The following is a 14,435-nucleotide window of genomic DNA, read 5'->3' as shown; positions in this document are numbered from 1 at the left end:
AGTCAGGGACCACACCGCCGTACGACGGTGCACGTCCCTGCCCGAAGCAAGCCACGAGCAAGGAGCAGCACACATGGCACGTGCGGTAGGCATCGACCTCGGTACCACCAACTCCGCGGTCTCCGTCCTGGAGGGCAACGACCCCACGATCATCGCCAACGCCGAGGGCGGCCGTACGACGCCGTCCGTCGTCGCGTTCGCCAAGAACGGCGACGTGCTGGTGGGCGAGATCGCCAAGCGTCAGGCGGTCACGAACGTCGACCGCACCATCCGTTCGGTCAAGCGCCACATCGGCACCGACTGGAGCACCGAGATCGACGGCAAGAAGTACACGCCGCAGGAGATCTCGGCCCGCATCCTGCAGAAGCTCAAGCGGGACGCCGAGTCCTACCTGGGCGACACCGTCACCGACGCCGTCATCACCGTGCCGGCGTACTTCGACGACCACGAGCGCCAGGCCACCAAGGAGGCCGGCGAGATCGCGGGCCTGAACGTCCTGCGCATCATCAACGAGCCCACCGCCGCCGCCCTCGCGTACGGTCTGGACCGCGGCAAGGAGGACGAGCTCATCCTCGTCTTCGACCTCGGTGGCGGCACCTTCGACGTGTCCCTGCTCGAGGTGGGCAAGGACCCCGAGGACGGCTTCTCCACGATCCAGGTGCGCGCCACCAGCGGTGACAACAAGCTCGGTGGTGACGACTGGGACGACAAGATCGTCCAGCACCTGCTGACCACGGTGAAGAACACCTCCGGCGTCGACCTGTCCAAGGACAAGATCGCCATGCAGCGTCTGCGCGACGCCGCCGAGCAGGCCAAGAAGGAGCTGTCGTCCTCGACCAGCACCAACATCAGCCTGCAGTACCTGAGCATGGGCGAGAACGGTCCGATCCACCTGGACGAGACTCTCAGCCGCGCGCAGTTCGAGCAGATGACCAAGGACCTGCTCGAGCGCACCAAGGCGCCGTTCCAGAACGTCATCAAGGACGCGGGCATCAACGTCGCCGACATCGATCACGTGGTCCTCGTCGGTGGTTCGACCCGGATGCCGGCCGTCGCCGAGGTGGTCAAGGAGCTGACCGGCGGCAAGGAGCCGAACAAGGGCGTGAACCCGGACGAGGTCGTCGCCGTCGGCGCGAGCCTGCAGGCCGGCGTCCTCAAGGGCGACCGCAAGGACGTCCTGCTGATCGACGTGACCCCGCTGAGCCTCGGCATCGAGACCAAGGGCGGGCTGTTCACCAAGCTCATCGAGCGCAACACCGCGATCCCGACCAAGCGTTCGGAGGTCTTCAGCACCGCCGAGGACAACCAGCCGTCGGTCGAGATCCAGGTGTTCCAGGGTGAGCGCGAGATCGCCAAGGCCAACAAGCCGCTCGGCAACTTCGAGCTGACCGGTATCGCCCCGGCTCCCCGTGGCATCCCGCAGATCGAGGTCACCTTCGACATCGACGCGAACGGCATCGTGCACGTGTCCGCCAAGGACCGCGGCACCAACAAGGAGCAGTCGATGACCATCTCCGGTGGCTCCGCGCTGCCGAAGGAGGACATCGAGCGCATGGTGAAGGAGGCCGAGGAGCACGCGGCCGACGACGCCAAGCGTCGTGAGGAGACCGAGGCCCGCAACACGGCCGAGCAGCTGGTCTACTCCACCGAGAAGTTCCTCGAGGACAGCGGCGACAAGGTCCCGTCCGACACCAAGGCCGAGGTCGACTCCGCGCTGACCGACCTCAAGGACGCGCTCAAGGACCAGAACACCTCGCCCGAGGACATCTCCGCCAAGAGCAAGAACCTGTCCGACGTCTCCCAGAAGATGGGCGCCGCGATGTACGCCGCGTCGCAGGCCGAGGGCGGCGAGGGTGCCGCTCCGGGTGCGGACGCCGGTACGCCGGGCGCCGAGGGTACGGCGAGCGCCGGCGCCTCGGACGACGACGTGGTCGACGCCGAGGTCGTCGACGACGAGGACGACAAGAAGTGAGCGACGATCGGTTCTCGGCCGGCTCCGAGGAGGAGCCGGCCGAGGCCGAGCGGCCGATCATCCGGGACAAGCGCCGCCTCGACCCCCAGACTGGGCAGGTGCGCAACCCCGAGACAGCAGAAGGGAGCTCGCCGGTGACCGACGACCAGTCCACCAATCAGGGCGTGCCCGACGAGACACAGGCCGCGGGCGGCGACAACGCGTTCGCCGGCGCGGTCGGCGACGACCTGCCGGGCGAGGACCAGGAGCAGCCGGCCGCCGACGTACCCACGTCGGCAGCGGACGCTCCCGGCGCAACGGAGCCGAGGCAGACGGACGCCGACATCGCGGCCGGGCTGCAGGACGAGCTGCTGCGCGAGCGTGCGGCCTACCACAACTACCGGGAGTTGATGAAGCGCGAGCGGCCCAAGGACCGCGAGCAGGCCATCGGTTCGGTCGTGGAGTCGCTGCTGCCGGTGCTCGACGACATCTACCTGGCGCACCAGCACGGCGACCTCGAGGGCAGCCCGTTCGAGAAGATCGCGGGCAAGCTCGAGACCACGCTCGGCAGGTTCGGCGTGCAGCGTTTCGGTGAGGTCGGCGAGCCGTTCGACCCGCAGCACCACGAGGCACTGATGCACATCGAGGCCGAGGTGCCCGAGGGCAGCGACGGGACGACGGTCGTGCAGGTCATGCAGCCCGGCTACCGGGTGGGCGAGCGCATCGTCCGTCCGGCCCGCGTCGCGGTGGCCGACCCGCAGTAACCGACCCGCTGGTCGAGCCGTCCGAGGCGCTCGCCGAGGACGGCTCGACCAGCGGTGAGCCCACGAGCAGGACAGGGAAGGAGGCAGGACAGATGGCCAGCCAGGACTGGTTCGAGAAGGACTTCTACGCGACCCTCGGCGTCTCCGACGACGCCTCGGAGGCCGACATCAAGAAGGCCTACCGCAAGCTCGCGCGCAAGTGGCACCCCGACCAGAACCCCGGGGACGAGGCCGCCGAGCAGCGCTTCAAGGAGATCGGCGAGGCCAACGCGGTCCTGTCCGACCCGGAGCAGCGCCAGCAGTACGACGCCGTACGCCAGATGGCGCGCGGCGGCGCTCGGTTCACCGCCGGTGGGCCCGGCGGTGCCGGCGGTGGCGCGGGCTTCGAGGACGTGTTCGGCTCGATGTTCGGCGCTGGCCCCGGAGGCGGCGGCCAGCGCGTGCGCTTCTCCACCGGCGGCGGTGGACAGCAGAACATCAACCTGGAGGACCTGCTCGGCGGGTTTGCCGGCGGCGGTTCGCAGTTCGGTGGCGGCTTCGGCCAGTACGGCGCGCCGGCCGGTCCGCGTCCGGGCCAGGACATCCAGGCCCGTACGACGCTGCCCTTCCGCCAGGCGGTCGAGGGCGCGACGGTCACGCTCCAGGGCGTGAACGGCAAGCCGCTCACCACGCGAATTCCCGCTGGTGTCAAGGACGGTCAGAAGATTCGCCTGCGTGGCAAGGGCCACGAGGGTGATCCGGGCGCACCGGCCGGCGACCTGCTGCTGCAGGTGACGGTCACGCCGCACCCCGTCTTCGGTCGCGACGGCAACAACCTCACCGTCGACCTGCCGATCACGTTCGCCGAGGCGGCGCTGGGCGCGACCGTCGAGGTGCCGACGCTGGACGGCAAGCCGGTCAAGGTCAAGGTCGCGCCGGGCACCCCGAGCGGCCGGGTGCTGCGCGTCAAGGGCCGCGGCGTCCAGGCGACCAGCGGGGCGGGCGACCTGCTCGCCAAGGTGAGCATCGTCGTACCCCAGCGGCTGACCGACGAGGCCAAGACGGCGCTGGAGGCGCTGCGCGAGCAGGAGCAGGACGTCGACCCCCGCGCTGAGCTGAAGGCGAGGGCCACGTCGTGAGCGCGCGACCGAATGACGGCGAGCGGGTCCCGAAGGACCAGCCCGTGTACGTCATCTCGGTCGCGGCCGAGCTCGCGGGCATGCACGCCCAGACCTTGCGGCAGTACGACCGGCTCGGGCTGGTCACGCCGTCGCGGACGCGGGGTGGCGGCCGTCGCTACTCCGCTCACGACGTCGAGCTGCTCCGGCAGGTGCAGCGCCTCTCCCAGGAGGAGGGCGTGAGTCTCGCCGGCATCCAACGGATCCTGGAGCTGGAGCACCAGGTCGAGGCGTTGCAGTCCCGCGTCGCCGAGCTGTCCGTGCAGGTCGAGGCGATGCGGGATCAGCGGGGTCGGCGCGTCTTCGCTGCCGGCCCCGACGGTCAGATCGTCGCCCTCCGGCCCGGCGAGCGTCCGATGCGTCGCCCCGCCGGTACGTCGCTGGTCGTCTGGCGCCCCGACCTCTGACCCACCGCCGTCCCACAGCCCCCCGCGGCGAAACATGGCCGCCAGCACATCCATGCATGTGCCGGCGGCCAACTTCTGCCGAGGGAGACCGGCGAAAGCTGGCGCCGGCTACAGGTATGCGTGTGCCGGCGGCCAATTTCTGCCGAGGGGACGAGCTCTGTCAGGCGGGGGAGTGCAGCTGGGCCGCGCGGTGGCGGGCGAGCTTCTTGAGCCCGTCGGCCGGGTGCACCGGCTCGGGCCACTTCGGGTGCAGCGAGTCCCCCTCGCGTACGCCACGCATCCGCCGCCGGACCAGCGGGATCACCTCCGAGCGGACGAACACCCGCTCCTCCGCGATCGCCTGCCGCCACGTACGCGGCTCCCACGCCGGCAGCTCGGGCAGCTTGAGGGTGTGCGGGACGCCGAGCGCGTCGAGGACGTGCCCGGCCAGCCGCTTGTGGCCGACCTTCGACATGTGGATCCGGTCGGCACTCCACAGCCGCCGGTCGTCGTACTCGCGCAGCAGCGTGTGGTCGAGCAGCTGGGCGCCGTACGTCCGCGACAGCTCGCGGACTCCGTTGTTGAAGAAGCGGATTCGGCGTCTCAGCGGCTCGAGCATCGACGACACCTTCATGTCGAACGTCGTGAACACGACCACCCGTGCACCGGACGCCGTCAGCCGGCCCAGCGCCGCCTCGTATCGCTGCACCACCGACTCCATGTCGACCCGCAGCGAGAGGATGTCGTTGCCACCGGCGTAGAAGGAGATCAGGGTGGGTCGCAGCGCAAGCGCCGCATCCAGCTGCTCGGCGACCACCTCGTCGAGCAGCTTGGAGCGGATCGCGAGGTTGGCGTACTCCCACGCATCGTCCTCGCGCCCCATCTGCCGCGCCACGCGGTCGGCCCACCCACGAACCCCGTTGGGGTAGAGCACGTTCGGGTCGCCCACACCCTCGGTGAAGGAGTCACCGACTGCCACGAATCGCCCGGCCATCGAGGCCAGACGGTACGGCGGCCGGTTGCCCTCCCGGCGAACCTCAGGTGACGAGCAGGCGACCGCTGCCGTACGCCCGCCCCGATCGACCGTGGGCGGCAGGGGACCACCAAAGCGGACCGTTTCTGTCCTCCTGCCGCCCTACCGTGACGGCATGGACATGAAGCTGGAGCTGGTGGCCGTGCCCGTGACCGATGTCGACCGGGCCAAGGACTTCTACGTGAAGGTCGGTTTCAACGCCGACCACGACCGGGTGGTGAACGCGGACCTGCGGTTCGTACAGCTGACGCCTCCGGGCTCGGCATGCTCGATCTGCATCGGCGAGGGCCTGACGACGATGCGGCCGGGATCGATCGAGGGCCTGCAGATGGTGATCGCCGACGCGGACGCGACGCACCAGGAGCTGAAGGAGCGCGGCGTCGAGGTCAGTGACGTCGACGAGCAGCCGTGGGGGCGGTTCGTCTACTTCGCCGACCCGGACGGCAACCGCTGGGCGCTGCAGCAGCTGCCGGCCTGGTCGACAGGCGCCGGCGGCGACGGGGTGCGGCCGGACGCCGAGGGCTGACCGGTCATGACTGCGCCTCCCGAGTCGAACCACTGGGGGCGGGGGCGGGGTTCGATCGACTCGGGAGGCGCAGCGGCAGGTGGTGGCCGGGTCAGCGGCCGTACACGCCGACCTCCCACAGGGACACGCCGTACGAGGTCGCTCGCGTCTGGGCGAGGACGCGGACGTACCGGCCGGTGGTGCCGGCGGGCAGCTGCTGCACCTCGAGCCCGCCGGCGCTGCCCGTCACGCGCTTGACGGTCCGCCAGGTCGTGCCGTCGTCGGAGACCTGCAGGTCGTAGTCGCGGGCGTACGCCGTCTCCCAGCGCAGCACCACCCGGTCGAGCGCCCGTGCTGAGCCGAGGTCGACCGAGATCCACTGCCCGTCGTTCCACGTGCTGGCCCACCGAGTGGCCTCGTTGCCGTCGACGGCGTTGGCCGGCGGCAGCTTCGTGAACAGGTCGTTCTGGTAGCTGCTGGCCTTGACCGGGCGCCCGGTCGCGAGGTTGGTCGGCGCCTGGTGCGCCTCGGTCGAGCCCCAGGTGCGCAGGTAGGACTCCGGCCCTCGCATCAGGTCGTCGACGATCCTCCGGCCGCCGACCAGGCGCAGGTCCTCGACGTAGTCGGGCACCAGGCCGTAGTGAGCGACGCCGTCGATGTTGATGTCCCAGGTGCGCTCGCCGGTGCGCTGACGGTCCAGGGTCGAGCCACCGTCGACGGACCGGAAGGGGTACTTCACCGGGTTGGACGCCGCGTCGTCGCGGGGCGGCGGGGTCCCGCCGAAGCCGTTCATGTCGAAGCCGAACCCGATGCCGGTGCCGTACTTGTTCCTGACGGGCGCAGTCCGCTGGTACTCCGCGATGAACTCCTTGGTCGCGTGCCCGTAGATGGTGGAGAAGCCACCGAGTGCGTACAACCGGTCGAGGTACCCCTCGTCCATCCAGGAGTGGGAGGCGAGCACGCCGGGGTACTTCTGCTCCTCCAGGAGGCTGAGCGTCTGCCCGGCCGCCTTGGCGCTCATGTGGTCGACCTCGACCATCATCCCGCGCTTCATCATGCCCTTGACCATGTACGCACCCAGGTCGGTGAGACCGCGGGTGTTGCAGACCGCTCCGGAGGGGTACGTCGGCTCACCGGTGGGCAGACCGGTGCCGGCCGGCAGCGGCGCGCCGCCGGGGTTGTGGTCGTGCGGCTTGGACGGGTCGCACGCCTTGGCGTCCCACCAGGTGCCGGTGGAGAGGAACTGCCCGGCGTTGATGATGGTGCCCTGGGTGCCCTCGTCGAACCGGACGCCACACAGGGCGTTGTCGAACTTGTGGCACGGGAACATCGAGCGCACGCCGAGCGCGTACATCTCGTCCAGGCCCCTGTCGATGTCGGCCTTGCTGCACTGCGGCACGTTCAGCACCTGCTTGCAGCCGAACGGCTCGGAGGTCTCGACGCCGAGAACGACCGCGAGCTTGCCCTGCTGGATGACGTTGCGGGCCTCGGCGCTGGTCTTGACGATCCGGAACCAGCCCTTGCCCGCGCCGCCGTACTGGTTGTCGACGAACGTCTGCAGCGCGTAGGAGTCCTTGGCCTGCAGGCGGATCGCGTCCATCTCGTTGCACGACTGGTACGTGCCGGGGTTGATCGAGCACAGCACGCCGTTGCTCACCAGGTCGTTGACCATCACGCGCTGACCACCGCGCCAGGCCCGCTCGACCCAGCGGTAGTACATCTGCTGGTGGGTCAGCGACTTGTACGACGGCCAGTCCTTGAACGTCGGCCAGCCGACCACGTCGTGCTTGGCGAACGGGTTGCCGCTGTTGGTGAGGTTCTCCAGCAGCGCGGTGCTGCCGTCGGGACCGTGCGAGGCGCAGTCCTTCAGGGCGTCGGCGATGCCGTCCTCGGAGAAGACCTTGCCGCAGACCGCGGCGCCGCCCATGCCGTCCTGCATGAACATGTGGGTGTGGGCGTCGATGAGGCCGCGCACCGTGCCGTCCGGGTTGGTGCCGGTGAACGGCGTGCCGGTCACGTTCACCTCGGACTCGGGGCTGGGAAGAGTGGGACTCTCCGCGGCGGACGCGCCGCTCGTGCCGAGGGCTCCCGCGGTCGCCAGCAACGCGGCCGTGAGGGCGGCGCCGGTCAGTACACCTCGCATGGTCGTCCCTCCGTGTCGATGTGACGATCGTCACGTCGAGGATGACGGCGCGGACAAAGTTGGTCAAGTGTCCTGGTCGAGCGTTCCATTCCCGACCGGAACACCGACGGCTCGAGTGCTGATGCCGAGCGCGGCGGACGTACCCGTCTCCTTGCTGGCCGGAAGACGCCGGCCACCGTGAACGCACCGGCTAGTCTCGCGGCCTGACGAACGGGAGGCACACAGGTGGCACGCATACCCGCTGAGGAGCGGCGCCGGCTGCTGGTCGAGGCGGCCATCCGGGTGATGACCCGCGACGGCGTCGCCAAGGCGACGACGCGGTCGATCGTCGCCGAGGCCGACATGCAGCTCGGCATGTTCCACTACTGCTTCCGCTCGAAGGAGGAGCTGCTGGAGCAGGTGGTCCAGACCATCACCGCTCACTCCCTGGAGCGGGTCGGGGACCTCGCCAAGGAGCGCGGCACGATCAACGAGACGCTGCGCGCCACCATGCGGTCCTACTGGGAGCACGTCGTCGCCAACCCCGCGGAGCACCAGCTGACGTACGACCTCACCCAGTACTGCCAGCGCCGGCCCGGGTTCGAGTGGGTGGCCCAGCGGCAGTACGAGTTCTACCTCGAGACGATGGGCCGGCTGCTGGACGACGCGGCCGAGAGGCTGGGCGTCCAGTACCGCGTACCGACCACGGTCGTCGCGCGCTACCTGATCACGATCATCGACGGCCTCACCCTGAACTGGCTGATCCTGCGTGACGACGGCGGTGACCCGGAAGCGGTGCTGGACCAGGCCGCCGAGCACGTCGCCGGACTCGCCTCCGCCGTCGACCGCTGATCGCCTGGCAGAGTGTCCCCGTGCTGACGTACTTGCTGGTGTTCCCCGCGCGCGACGACGCCGAGGCGGTCGCCGCCGAGATCCTCGAGGACGAGATCGGTGAGGTCCGGGTCGTGCGTGAGGCGCTGGCCGGCGAGGACGACTCGGAGGCCCACGAGTGGGGCGTCTACGTCGGCGTCGCCACGCTCGACGACGCGGCCTCCGCGCCCGCGCGGGCCCTGAGCGAGCGCTTCGCCACCATGGCGCAGGAGCGCGACGGCTGGCTCGACGAGGGCGTCTAGGCGGACCGGGCGGACAGCCGGGACTCGAACGCTGCCAACGCTTCTCGGCCGAACAGCACGAAGCGCACGGTGCTGAGGTGGTCCAGCAGGTCCGACCCGCCGACGGTGTCGACGGCCATACGCGCGACCTCCTCGATGTCCCACCCGTAGATGCCCGCGCTGATCGCGGGGAAGGCGACCGACCGCGCGCCCACCCTGACCGCCTCGCGCAGCGAGGACTCGAAGCAGGAGGCGAGCATCGCCGGATCCGTCTGTCCTGCACGGCGATTCGGGCCGACCGTGTGGATCACCCAGCGGCAGGGCAGGTCGCCCGCGCCGGTGGCGACGGCCTCGCCCACCGGGAGTCCGGCGGGGTAGCGGGTGCGTCGCAGCTCCTGGCACTCGGCCAGCAGCGACGGGCCGGCGGCCCGGTGGATCGCGCCGTCGACGCCCCCACCGCCGAGCAGCGAGGTGTTGGCCGCGTTGACGACCGCGTCGACGCGCTGGGTGGTGATGTCCCCGGCGACGGCCTCCAGGGGCGGGGGCTGCGATGCGGTCATCCGCCCACTCTCGCCCATCGGGCGTCGCTGTCAACAGCGCGCGCCCGTGCGGGCCGTACGGGCGCGCGGGCCGTCAGTGGGTGAAGGCGAGCTGGTGGCGGTAGTAGCCGACCAGCGGCTGGTGCTGAGCGATGCGGACCTTGCGGTTGCGGGCGAAGTACTGGACGGTCCAGACGCCGGCGGTCGCGGCGGTCACGACGAGGGCGATGGCGACGATGATGCTGAGGCCGATGAAGAAGGTGGGGAGCGCGTTCATGATGAGATCCTTTCTACATCTGTAGTGCGGCTTCCACTCAGAAAACTACACCTGTAGTGAAGTGGGGACAAGCGCGTCCGAGGTGTCCTCGGTCACGCCCTGCGACGGTCAGGCCGCGGACAGCGCCAGGAACTCCTGCACGTCGAGCAGGTGGGTGAGCACCCAGCGCTCCAACGGACGGATGTGGCGGCGCTGCGGGTCGCAGTACACCCGCGGCTGAGAGCACGGGTACGTCCGACCGCGGTGGACGATCTCGCAGCCGCCGGCTGCCAGCACGTTGCGGACCCAGTCGGTGCGCGCGCCGTAGGTGAGGGCCAGCACGAAGCCGTCGTCGACCGGGAACACGTTGACCGGCGTGCGGAACTCGCGCCCGGAGCGCCGCCCGCGGTGCACGACGACGCCGAGCCCAGGCAGGTGCGGGGCCAGATGGCGGGTGATGCGGTTCAGTCCGACTCGGTTGATGCGACCCAGCCGTGGTGGGAGCGGCATCGTGACCTCCTGAGGTCCGGCCATTCGACGGTACGCCGACCGCGGCCCCCACGGGTGGAGACGAATCGCCGGACAGCGCGGGCGCCGCACCCCTACAGTGACGCCACCCACGCCGCCCGTACCCCGAACGGCGTGCCGTCAGAAGGAGAGCCTGTGCGCCTCACATCCCTCATCAGCTCCCGCAGGCGTGCGGTCGCGGTCACCCTCGCGGTGGCCGCACCCGTGGTCGCCTCGGCGACCGCGCTCGGCGCCACCGATGCCGACGCGGCACCGGCGGCCGCCTCCGGTCGCTACATCGTCCAGGTGGCCGGAGCACCCATCGCGAGCTACACCGGCAGCGAGTCCGGTCTGCCCGCCACCAAGCCCGCGAAGGGCCAGAAGGTCGACCGCGACAGCGCCGCCAGCAAGGCGTACGCCGGCCACCTGCGGGGCAAGCAGTCCGCGCTGCTGAAGTCGGTCGGCAGCTCCGAGGCCGCCGTCACCCGCTCGTACGACATGGCGTTCAACGGTTTCGCCGCGACGCTCACGCCGGCGCAGGTCGGCGAGCTGAGCAAGTCGCCCGAGGTGCTGCAGGTCTGGAAGGACGAGACGCGGACGGCCGACACCGTCTCGACGCCCAAGTTCCTCGGCCTCGACGGCCCGACCGGTGTGTGGCAGAAGCAGTTCGGCGGCGTGGACAAGGCCGGCGCCGGCATGATCATCGGCGACATCGACTCCGGCATCTGGCCGGAGAACCCCTCGTTCGCCGCGACGGCACAGAGCGCGTCCGAGGTCGCGACGATCAGGTCCAAGTGGAAGGGCAGCTGCGACGCCGGTACGTCCGGCACCCCGGTCCAGTGCAACAACAAGCTGATCGGTGCTCGCTACTACGCCGACAACGCCACGGTCGAGTCGTTCGAGTTCAAGTCCCCTCGCGACTACAACGGCCACGGCTCGCACACCGCCTCGACGGCCGCCGGCAACCACGGCGTGAAGGCCTCGATCAACGGTGCCGAGGTCGGCGACGTCAGCGGCATGGCGCCGCAGGCCCGGATCGCTGCGTACAAGGCCCTGTGGGCGACCCCGTCGGGCTCGGCCAGCGGCAGCACCAGCGACCTGGTGCAGGCGATCGACGACGCGGTCGGCGACGGCGTCGACATCATCACCTACTCCATCTCCGGCTCGCGCGACTACGTCGTCACCGCCGACGAGCTGGCGTTCCTCGGCGCCGCCGACGCGAACGTCTTCGTGGCCACCTCGGCCGGCAACGAGGGCGACTCGGTCGGCACGTCCAGCGTCGCGCACAACTCGCCGTGGACGATGACCGTCGCGGCCAGCACTCACGACCGCGGAGTCACCAAGACGGTCACGCTCGGCAACGGCCAGAAGTACACCGGTGTCGGTGTCCTCGGCGGTGTCGGCCCCGCGGGCCTGGTCACCTCCGCGTCCGTCGCCGCGGCGGGCGTGCCCGCCGCGGCCGCCGAGCTGTGCTTCAGCGACGTCGACCAGGACACCTCCAACGGCGTTCAGCCCGCGCTCGACCCGGCCAAGGCTGCCGGCAAGATCGTGGTCTGCAAGCGCGGCACCAACGCCCGTACCGACAAGAGTGCCGCGGTGAAGGTCGCCGGCGGTGTCGGCATGGTGCTCTACAACGCGGCGGCCGGTCAGTCCCAGGACGCCGACTTCCACAGCGTGCCCTCGATCCACGTCGACAACGTGGCCGGCGCCGCGGTCCTCGCGTACGCCTCGACCGCGGGCGCGACCGCGACCATCTCGGCCGTCGACCCGACGCCCGTGCGCGCGCCGGCGATGGCGGGCTTCTCCTCGTACGGTCCCGCGAAGGCCGGTGGCGGCGACCTGCTGAAGCCGGACATCACCGCTCCGGGCTCGGGCATCATCGCGGCGGTCTCGCCCGCCGGCAACCACGGCAACAGCTTCGACAGCTACTCCGGCACGTCGATGTCGACGCCGCACATCGCGGGTATCGCCGCGCTCGTCCGGCAGGCGCACCCGAGCTGGTCGCCGGCCGCGGTCAAGTCCGCGCTGATGACGAACGCGACGCCGCTGGACCGTACCGGCGCGCCGATCCAGCGGGCGGGCAAGGACGCCACGCCCCTGGACTACGGCTCCGGCCACGTCCAGCCGGCTCCGTCGTTCAACCCCGGCCTGGTCTACGACGCCGGCCTGAACGACTGGTTGCAGTACGCGTGCGGCATCGGTCAGCTCCAGCTGGTCTCCGAGAAGGGCACCTGCGACAAGGTCGGCTCGATCGACCCGAGCGACCTGAACTACCCGAGCATCGCGGTCGGTGACCTCGCCGGCACCCAGACGATCACCCGCACGGTGACCAACGTCGAGGACCGGGCGTCGCAGTACACCGCCCGGGTCGTCGCACCGGCCGGGTTCACCGCATCGGTGTCGCCGTCCACGCTGGTCATCCCGCCCGGTCAGTCGCGCCAGTTCAAGGTCACGCTCACCCGCACGTCGGCTCCGTTCGGGCAGTACGCCTTCGGCTCGCTGACCTGGAAGGGCAGTCGCGGGCAGGAGGTCCGCAGCCCGATCGCGGTCCGTCCGGTGGCCGCAGCGGTGACCGCCGAGACCGTGCAGAGCAGCACCTCCGGGTCGGTGACGCTACCGGTCCGCCCGGGCTACACCGGCACGCTCGGTGCGAGCGCCGTCGGCCTCACCGCCGGTGCCGTGAACGTCGTCCCGACGACCACGAGCACCAACGGCACGGTCCAGGTGACGGTCCCGGCCGGCACGAAGGTGGTCCGGTTCGCGACGTACGACACGGACGTCCCGGCCGGCACCGACGTCGACCTGGCCGTCACCAAGGACGGAAAGACGGTCGGCTCCAGCGGCGGCGGCACGGCCGAGGAGGCCGTGACGCTGAACAACCCGGCGGCGGGCACCTACACCGTCACCGCGGACCTGTTCTCCGGTCCGGCGTCCCTGGACGTCAAGGTGAACGCGTTCGTCGTCCCCGACGCGGCCGCGGGCAACCTCACGGTGACCCCGGCGTCGCAGCAGGTGACGATCGGGCAGCAGACGACGGTCAGCGCGGCCTGGAGCGGGCTGACCGCGGGTACGCACTACCTCGGTGCCGTCGGCTACAGCGACGGCAGCGCCGAGGTCGGACGCACCCTAGTGACGGTCAACCCCTGACCTGACCACCACGCAGGGCCCCGGACCGATCGATCGGTCCGGGGCCTGTGCGTGTGTGGGCGGCGTTCCCGTCAGGAGCCCGAGACCGCGGCCGCGAGGCGCTCGAGGCTGTCCTCGAGCTGGTCCTGCTTCACCAGCGGGAACGTCACCTGCTTGAGGATCTCCGGGTCGCTGACCTTGCTCCAGTCGTACGTCAGGGTGACGTCGGTGCTGGCATGCCCTTGCGGCTTCAGCTCCCAGACCCACTCCCAGCCGGGCGGTTCGGTCCCGGCGGGCGTCGTCTTCCACGCGAGCAGCTTGTCCTTGGCATAGCCGGTGACATGGTTGTCCGTCTGGTACTCCCCGCCCATGTGGTCGCCCTCCATGTTCATCCGGAAGACGTCGCCGACGTGCTGGATCCGCTCGGCCCGGTCGTCGGAGCGGACGAACCCCGACCCGTCGAGCTCGGCGTGCCGCTTGGGATTGGTGAGGACGTCGAAGATCTGCTCCGCGGGGTGGTCGATGGTGCGCTGGACGGTGATGCTCTTCGTCTCGCTCATGCTCCACCCTGTGCCCGGATCCCGGGCGGGCACAACCCCGTAGGTTGGCGCGATGGTGCAGAGCGCGTACGACGGCACGGACTTCTACTGCGACGTCGCGATCCCGGACCCTGCGGCTCTGGACGTGGTCCACGAGGACGCCGACGTCCTGGCGTACCACCACACCCGGCCGTACTGGCAGACCCACCTGGTGGTGGTGCCGAAGCGGCACATCCGCTCGCTCACCGACGTCCCGGACGGGTGCGCGGACGTGCTCGCGGCGCTGCTGCGGGTCGTCCAGCAGGTCGCCCGGCGCGTGGAGCAGGAGTGCGGGGCGGCCTCGGTCATGACGAACCTGGGCGCCTACCAGGACTCCGAGCACCTGCACGTCCACGTCCACTCGGGGCCGCGGCTCCGGGAATGACGAACCGGCAAACT

15 protein-coding genes are annotated in these 14,435 nt (G+C 70.3%); 9 read left to right on the top strand and 6 right to left on the bottom strand.

Annotation, left to right across the window (positions count from 1 at the left end; genetic code table 11):
• Positions 1-73 precede the first annotated feature (73 nt).
• From dnaK to P4R38_RS15795, 4 genes are all read left to right on the top strand, one after another.
• Positions 74-1,972, top strand: coding sequence for a molecular chaperone DnaK (gene dnaK / locus P4R38_RS15810; protein ID WP_277193016.1), 1,899 nt, complete (start codon positions 74-76; stop codon positions 1,970-1,972).
• The gene (locus P4R38_RS15805) at positions 1,969-2,715 is read left to right on the top strand and encodes a nucleotide exchange factor GrpE (protein WP_277193015.1); all 747 of its coding nucleotides are present in this window, start codon (positions 1,969-1,971) and stop codon (positions 2,713-2,715) included. The genes dnaK and P4R38_RS15805 overlap by 4 nt, the downstream gene beginning before the upstream one ends.
• A gap of 92 nt (positions 2,716-2,807) precedes the next feature.
• Positions 2,808-3,833 carry a DnaJ C-terminal domain-containing protein gene (locus tag P4R38_RS15800; protein WP_277193014.1) on the top strand — a complete coding sequence of 342 codons (1,026 nt, stop codon included), beginning with the start codon at positions 2,808-2,810 and terminating at the stop codon, positions 3,831-3,833.
• Positions 3,830-4,279, top strand: a complete 450-nt coding sequence (locus tag P4R38_RS15795) for a heat shock protein transcriptional repressor HspR (protein WP_277193013.1) — start codon at positions 3,830-3,832, stop codon at positions 4,277-4,279. The genes P4R38_RS15800 and P4R38_RS15795 overlap by 4 nt, the downstream gene beginning before the upstream one ends.
• A gap of 160 nt (positions 4,280-4,439) precedes the next feature.
• Here the strand turns inward: P4R38_RS15795 and P4R38_RS15790 are convergent, their stop codons facing one another.
• Complete coding sequence (locus P4R38_RS15790; RefSeq protein WP_275238105.1) at positions 4,440-5,252, bottom strand: SGNH/GDSL hydrolase family protein; 813 nt, start codon at positions 5,250-5,252, stop codon at positions 4,440-4,442.
• Positions 5,253-5,406: 154 nt separating this feature from the next.
• Here P4R38_RS15790 and P4R38_RS15785 point away from each other — a divergent pair, with 154 nt between their 5' ends.
• Positions 5,407-5,817, top strand: a complete 411-nt coding sequence (locus tag P4R38_RS15785) for a VOC family protein (RefSeq protein WP_277193012.1) — start codon at positions 5,407-5,409, stop codon at positions 5,815-5,817.
• 91 nt (positions 5,818-5,908) lie between these two features.
• Here P4R38_RS15785 and P4R38_RS15780 read toward each other — a convergent pair whose 3' ends face one another.
• On the bottom strand, positions 5,909-7,939 hold the full coding sequence (locus P4R38_RS15780; protein ID WP_277193011.1) for a discoidin domain-containing protein: 2,031 nt from the start codon (positions 7,937-7,939) through the stop codon (positions 5,909-5,911).
• A gap of 225 nt (positions 7,940-8,164) precedes the next feature.
• On the opposite strand from P4R38_RS15780, the gene P4R38_RS15775 reads away from it, so the two are divergent.
• Positions 8,165-8,770, top strand: coding sequence for a TetR/AcrR family transcriptional regulator (locus P4R38_RS15775; RefSeq protein WP_277193010.1), 606 nt, complete (start codon positions 8,165-8,167; stop codon positions 8,768-8,770).
• 20 nt (positions 8,771-8,790) lie between these two features.
• Positions 8,791-9,051 (top strand): hypothetical protein, encoded by a 261-nt coding sequence (locus P4R38_RS15770; protein ID WP_277193009.1) that lies wholly within the window; start codon positions 8,791-8,793, stop codon positions 9,049-9,051.
• Here the strand turns inward: P4R38_RS15770 and P4R38_RS15765 are convergent.
• The 3 genes from P4R38_RS15765 to P4R38_RS15755 all read right to left on the bottom strand — a co-directional run bounded on the left by P4R38_RS15765 (position 9,048) and on the right by P4R38_RS15755 (position 10,335).
• A complete protein-coding gene (locus P4R38_RS15765) occupies positions 9,048-9,590 on the bottom strand; it encodes an O-acetyl-ADP-ribose deacetylase (protein ID WP_277193008.1) in 543 nt (180 codons plus the stop codon). The two genes, P4R38_RS15770 and P4R38_RS15765, sit on opposite strands and share 4 nt — an antisense overlap.
• Before the next feature lie 73 nt (positions 9,591-9,663).
• On the bottom strand, positions 9,664-9,846 hold the full coding sequence (locus P4R38_RS15760; RefSeq protein ID WP_277193007.1) for a hypothetical protein: 183 nt from the start codon (positions 9,844-9,846) through the stop codon (positions 9,664-9,666).
• 108 nt (positions 9,847-9,954) lie between these two features.
• On the bottom strand, positions 9,955-10,335 hold the full coding sequence (locus tag P4R38_RS15755) for a nitroreductase family deazaflavin-dependent oxidoreductase (RefSeq protein ID WP_277193006.1): 381 nt from the start codon (positions 10,333-10,335) through the stop codon (positions 9,955-9,957).
• A gap of 153 nt (positions 10,336-10,488) precedes the next feature.
• Between P4R38_RS15755 and P4R38_RS15750 the strand changes: the two genes are divergently transcribed.
• Positions 10,489-13,479 (top strand): S8 family peptidase, encoded by a 2,991-nt coding sequence (locus P4R38_RS15750; RefSeq protein ID WP_277193005.1) that lies wholly within the window; start codon positions 10,489-10,491, stop codon positions 13,477-13,479.
• A 71-nt stretch (positions 13,480-13,550) separates the two neighbouring features.
• On the opposite strand, the gene P4R38_RS15745 is transcribed toward P4R38_RS15750, so the two are convergent.
• On the bottom strand, positions 13,551-14,018 hold the full coding sequence (locus P4R38_RS15745; RefSeq protein ID WP_277193004.1) for an SRPBCC family protein: 468 nt from the start codon (positions 14,016-14,018) through the stop codon (positions 13,551-13,553).
• A gap of 52 nt (positions 14,019-14,070) precedes the next feature.
• On the opposite strand from P4R38_RS15745, the gene P4R38_RS15740 reads away from it, so the two are divergent.
• The gene (locus tag P4R38_RS15740) at positions 14,071-14,421 is read left to right on the top strand and encodes an HIT family protein (protein ID WP_277193003.1); all 351 of its coding nucleotides are present in this window, start codon (positions 14,071-14,073) and stop codon (positions 14,419-14,421) included.
• Positions 14,422-14,435 lie beyond the last annotated feature (14 nt).

The sequence above is a fragment of the Luteipulveratus flavus genome (genome assembly GCF_029439465.1).
Lineage (GTDB): Bacteria > Actinomycetota > Actinomycetes > Actinomycetales > Dermatophilaceae > Luteipulveratus > Luteipulveratus flavus.
Note: the sequence above shows the minus strand (reverse complement) of the source record. Positions and strands in the feature narration are given on the sequence as shown.